Consider the following 4,553-nt stretch of genomic DNA (forward strand, 5'->3'; position numbering starts at 1 on the left):
AACGCCACGGCTCGGATTGCAGGCGTTCAGTTTGCAATGCCGATAGCAGCCCTTGTGGCAGCAGAATTTGGGGCAATGCCCGATCCATCAACCTACCTCACCCATACCATAACCTGAATCCCAAGCTCCGCTGGTTCGCGTGCTGCGTCACCGACATTCACGAAATTGTCGGACGCTCCTGTAATCGAGCCTAATCGCCAATGGTTGCGCTCGTGCTACCGATCAGGGTGCACCCGCATTCAGTGTGATGTCCGTGCAACGCGACCCGTTCTTCGCCAATCGTAAAGCTCGGATGGGCCTCAATGATTTTGTTGATGCCATGAGGTCGACCATCGGGGTATTTCTGAGGGCAGTCGACGAGATCATGCAAGCGCGCGATCTGCTTGTCGCCAATTGTATGTGTCTTTGAGCCGGTAATCACCTTGCCACCGTGCGAAGTGGTGTCGCCCACTACAATGATCTTTAATGACATATCAAACTCCGGGGTTGCGATTGCAAGTCAGGAAAGCGCCAACTGATATTTGCGAGCATGCTCGATTTGAGTCCAGGCACCCGCCGGAACGCGTGACACTAACTTTCTGAACGACTCGCCCGTACGCTTGCCTTGCATCAGCAGATCGTTGATAAGAATGTGCTTGTCGAACGTTTCCCCGTACAGATAGGTGTAGTGGCAAAAAAGCAGGCGATCCGCCGGCTCACTGATCTGCCACTGCACCGCCTGACGATATCGGGGTATGAAATCAGAAAACCGCTCGACGTAGGGACGCTCCCTATCGACCACACCATTCTCAATCAGCGTGGCGAGTAACTCGTCAGGTTCCGTATGAGCTGTCAACGCATCCACTTCCGACTGATCCAATCGAATCACGATTGAACGACAGATACGTGCATCGTCACGCGAATCGTTCCTGATGCGTTGCCAGTCCGGATGTCGCCCGCGATAAAGCCATTGCTCGATGGGCGCCATGAACGTGCCGCCGACTTGCTTTCCCCACGCTCTGAGCACCGCGCCGATGTTGCGCGGATCGAAGTAGCGCACCATGGCAGTCATGTCGTCGCCAATGTCGGCAAACAGAAAAGCCTGCAGGTGCGCGACGAGCGGATCCAGATCGACGCGGCTCCACAACAGGGAGAGACACGGTGTATGAAGATCGATTTGGTTGAGTTCCTCGACCCAGTCAGCTTTCTCGTCGCTGACGCGCACCACGAACAACGAAGCGAGCCCTGCCTCATCCTCAGGAAGTCCGGCATACACGGACTGAAAACGTTCCCCGGAACGCTCCAGAAGGGCGAATATCTTTCCCGGGCAGGCCGCCGCGTCCACGAGCCCGAATAGCTGAGCCTGCGGAGAATTCGTGTCGTGTTTCATTCTTCCGTTCTTCTATTCAAAAATCTCACCATCATGCTATGGCGGTTGCGGAAGCGCCTACCTCTGATTCGGTATCGAACGCCACCTTCAACGGATCGATTCCGAGCCACGGTGTCCGTTCATCATTGCCAACGAACACCACACGCGGCCAAAAGTAACCGCCCGGAGCATACTCATGAAACCAGGGCACCCGGAACCAGCAACGACTGTCATGCACATAGTCGTCGTACAGTGCAACAACATCTCGTTGCAATCGGAACTTCTCAACTGCAGCGTCCGAGGTGTGCTCGCGTATGAACGGCAGCACAGCTTTGACCGGTTCAAAGACAACGTCATCCGTCACATTGAAGTGTTGCACCACGCTCGTCTCAACTGCACGTCCCGTTTTCCCGGTGCTAACCATGACCAGATAGGGGGAATTTCCTTGGCCCGGCTTTTCTCGGTTCAGGCTAGTCAGTCCGCCCGTTCCAACTCTGACACTCACTTGCCAGCGTTCACGTTGATCAGGGTTCAAATAAGCTAATAGCACTCGCATCTCCTCTGCCGACTGACGCAAGTCCGTCTGATCGTTCGTGCCGAAGTCACCGGGTCCATCTCCTGGGCGACCGACGTTCGGTCGCTGACCCGGACCGGGCTTGGCACCGGGATGAGCCACGATACCGGTCAGGGCCTCGCTACGGCGAATTTGCTCGGTCTCAATTTTTTCGATTTGCGCCTGAATTTGAACGGCCTCGGACATGTCAACTTTGGACAAATCGTAGGTTCCATATCCTTTGCTCAGCGCCTCCGTTTGCTGCTTTTTCGCCTCGGCAAGTTGCTGACTCAATGCCTGATACTGCAGATCCTTTGCTTTGGCCGCCTCTACCGCGCCCGTGACCTGATGCGGGGTCATCGCATCTTCCTTAGCGAACTGATAGAACGGGCGATGCGTAATGTAGTCGCCGTTATTGATTTCCGCCCGCAGCGTCCGCCAAGTCAGCATTTGCTCCATGCCGAATTTCATCGCGTCGCCAACGGACTTGATCGCTGGGGTCGTCCGCCGCCAGGCATTGAACGCCTGAACGACTGCGGGGTCGATCGCAAAGTCTGCAGCACGATCTTTTGATGCGAGAATCTTCTGGCCTGTTTCTAACGGCACGCCATGCGTAAGCGCGGCGATGTACATATCGTGAAGCGGAATCTGGCTGAGCTTGCGTGCGTCCACGCCTTTACCCTTGCTATCGCACCCTTTGCCCTGCTCGCCAGGTCCATAACCGCCTCCGACATCGGAGTGGACGCCTGGATACGCAACTTCTACCCGATAACCACCAGGGTAATTATCGCCCTTCCGAATCGAGTCGAGCGGAAAACTCATACGCTGTTCATGAATCGAAAAGACGTGGTGACAAGCCCGGACCTTGTCCGGAATGTTCATCGCGCCGTTTGCCGCGAACGCCATGCCTTTTCGACCGAACTCGGAATGGCCGGTGAAGTGGGCAAGGTTGAGAGTCGAACGCATGGAGTCCGGCATATCCACCGAGGCTACCGTATCGAACAAGCCCACGAAGTTGACTTCATAGGGCAAGGCATATCGTCCTGTTTGATCGCCAAGGTTTCCACTCGGAGCCCACTCGTTGATCAGCTTATGCACGAATGCACGCGCGCACGCCGCACCACGGGAGAAGCCGATCACATTGACCCAGATTTTCTTGACGGTTTGCGGCTGTCGCCCGTCATTCACTGCATCCCTGTGCGCTACGCCGAGCCTGTGCACATAGTGTTCGAAGTCCTTAACCGGACCGCTTGCATCGCAAAGTTTTCGGGCGTCGGGTGCGTCATGAATCAAAACCATCGTTTTGTCAGTGACGATCGATGAATACACCGAATTCAATAAGCGAGTGTAGCCCCACACGCAGCGCGGATCAAATCCAGCGGCAAGCGCCTTGCCCGCCGAGCTATAGCACTCTTCACCGATCTTTTTGAACGGAGTGCCCACGCCAGGGATATACCACGCAAATATACCCCGCTTGGGCTGATCCAAAGCAGCGTTGAACAGTCGGGCGACGTTCGAATGCGTGTTGACTATCGAATCTCGCCAAATTCCATTCGCTTCATCGTTGTTGTTATTGGTGCCGTCAAAGAATAGCGTGACGTGCAATGTTTGTGGGCACGACATTACAGGGTCCACCACACCTACCAAGCCGGTTTTGTATGCCGATTCACTCTCAGCAAGACGCCCACCCTCGGGCATTTGTTCAGGCCACTTTACATTCACTGCGTAGTCCCTCCCTCTCGGTATAGCCGATTCCATTCGTCATCCAGCACACCCTTCACTACCAACGGGTCATCATCGGCTGGGCGATTATTGGGGTTGTTGCCACCATCGTGATTGCCGTCTGTGATCATGAGGCGCACACGGTCACCGGGCAGGAAAATCATCCACGCACCACCATTCTGAGATCCGTATTGCGCAATGCGCACGTTCTCGGCCTTATACCAGTAGCCAAACGTCTTGCCATCCATCTTCTTGTCGGCCAGCCAGCGTACTGTCAATCTGAGGTCCGGCTGCCATTTTCTCGGATAGCTCAAGCAGCAGGTCCCTTTACCACCGCCCGAGGGCTTGTTATCGCCCTCAGCAGGCATTACGTTGGGACCACCGCCACTGATATCGGATCCTTCTGGTCCCGTGATGGAAAACGTATGGATATACCAAGGCGTATAGTTCAACGCCTGCACGCTGATCGACTCCAGTTCGCCATAATCAGGCGCTAGGGAAGGTACCGTTTGTGCCTGATGATTGGACGTCTCTGTGGCTTGGCTCTGCGAACGACTACATGCAGCAACCAGACAGCAGACCAGCGTTGTCAACAGCATTCTTGAACAGCGCCTGCTAGCAGGTAGTTCTTTAGACCATCGCGAATTCACTATTCAATTCCTCGCATCACGCCACTTTGAAAACTGTTCGTTTAATCGTCGAATCATTCATTCGTCGTTAACGTGGGACCAACCCCGCCCCACTCTTCGCAGCCTTAAGCAAACATTCGACGCAAACCTTCTTCGGCGAGAGGTTGACCATCTGGTCCCTCGGTCCCGGCAGCCCATGGGTCGCCGCATGCGCGATGAACTTGCCCGTCGTGCCATTCACGATGCCGCTCGAATCCATGTTCAGGAAGCTGTGTCATCGGCACTTGTAAACTGATACACG

The 4,553-nt window shown here is 55.1% G+C and carries 4 protein-coding genes; all 4 read right to left on the reverse strand.

The window, feature by feature from the left end; translation table 11 throughout:
• Nucleotides 1-190 precede the first annotated feature (190 nt).
• Nucleotides 191-472, reverse strand: a complete 282-nt coding sequence (locus BG57_RS32155; RefSeq protein WP_075583260.1) for a PAAR domain-containing protein — start codon at nt 470-472, stop codon at nt 191-193.
• Between the two features lie 27 nt (nt 473-499).
• A complete protein-coding gene (locus tag BG57_RS30470) occupies nt 500-1,369 on the reverse strand; it encodes a DUF4123 domain-containing protein (RefSeq protein ID WP_035970944.1) in 870 nt (289 codons plus the stop codon).
• A gap of 31 nt (nt 1,370-1,400) precedes the next feature.
• On the reverse strand, nt 1,401-3,524 hold the full coding sequence (locus BG57_RS30475) for a T6SS phospholipase effector Tle1-like catalytic domain-containing protein (protein ID WP_229753872.1): 2,124 nt from the start codon (nt 3,522-3,524) through the stop codon (nt 1,401-1,403).
• A gap of 95 nt (nt 3,525-3,619) precedes the next feature.
• Nucleotides 3,620-4,222, reverse strand: coding sequence for a DUF3304 domain-containing protein (locus BG57_RS32160; protein WP_075583261.1), 603 nt, complete (start codon nt 4,220-4,222; stop codon nt 3,620-3,622).
• Nucleotides 4,223-4,553: the final 331 nt, after the last annotated feature.

Origin of the sequence: Caballeronia grimmiae (assembly GCF_000698555.1) — a bacterium.
Classification (GTDB): Bacteria; Pseudomonadota; Gammaproteobacteria; order Burkholderiales; family Burkholderiaceae; genus Caballeronia; species Caballeronia grimmiae.

Excerpts from the sequence above, each read along its gene's own strand:
- BG57_RS32155 (WP_075583260.1), bottom strand. The coding sequence starts at position 472 with ATGTCATTAAAGATCATTGTAGTGGGCGACACCACTTCGCACGGTGGC.
- BG57_RS30470 (WP_035970944.1), bottom strand. The coding sequence starts at position 1,369 with ATGAAACACGACACGAATTCTCCGCAGGCTCAGCTATTCGGGCTCGTG.
- BG57_RS30475 (WP_229753872.1), bottom strand. The coding sequence starts at position 3,524 with ATGTCGTGCCCACAAACATTGCACGTCACGCTATTCTTTGACGGCACC.
- BG57_RS32160 (WP_075583261.1), bottom strand. The coding sequence starts at position 4,222 with ATGCTGTTGACAACGCTGGTCTGCTGTCTGGTTGCTGCATGTAGTCGT.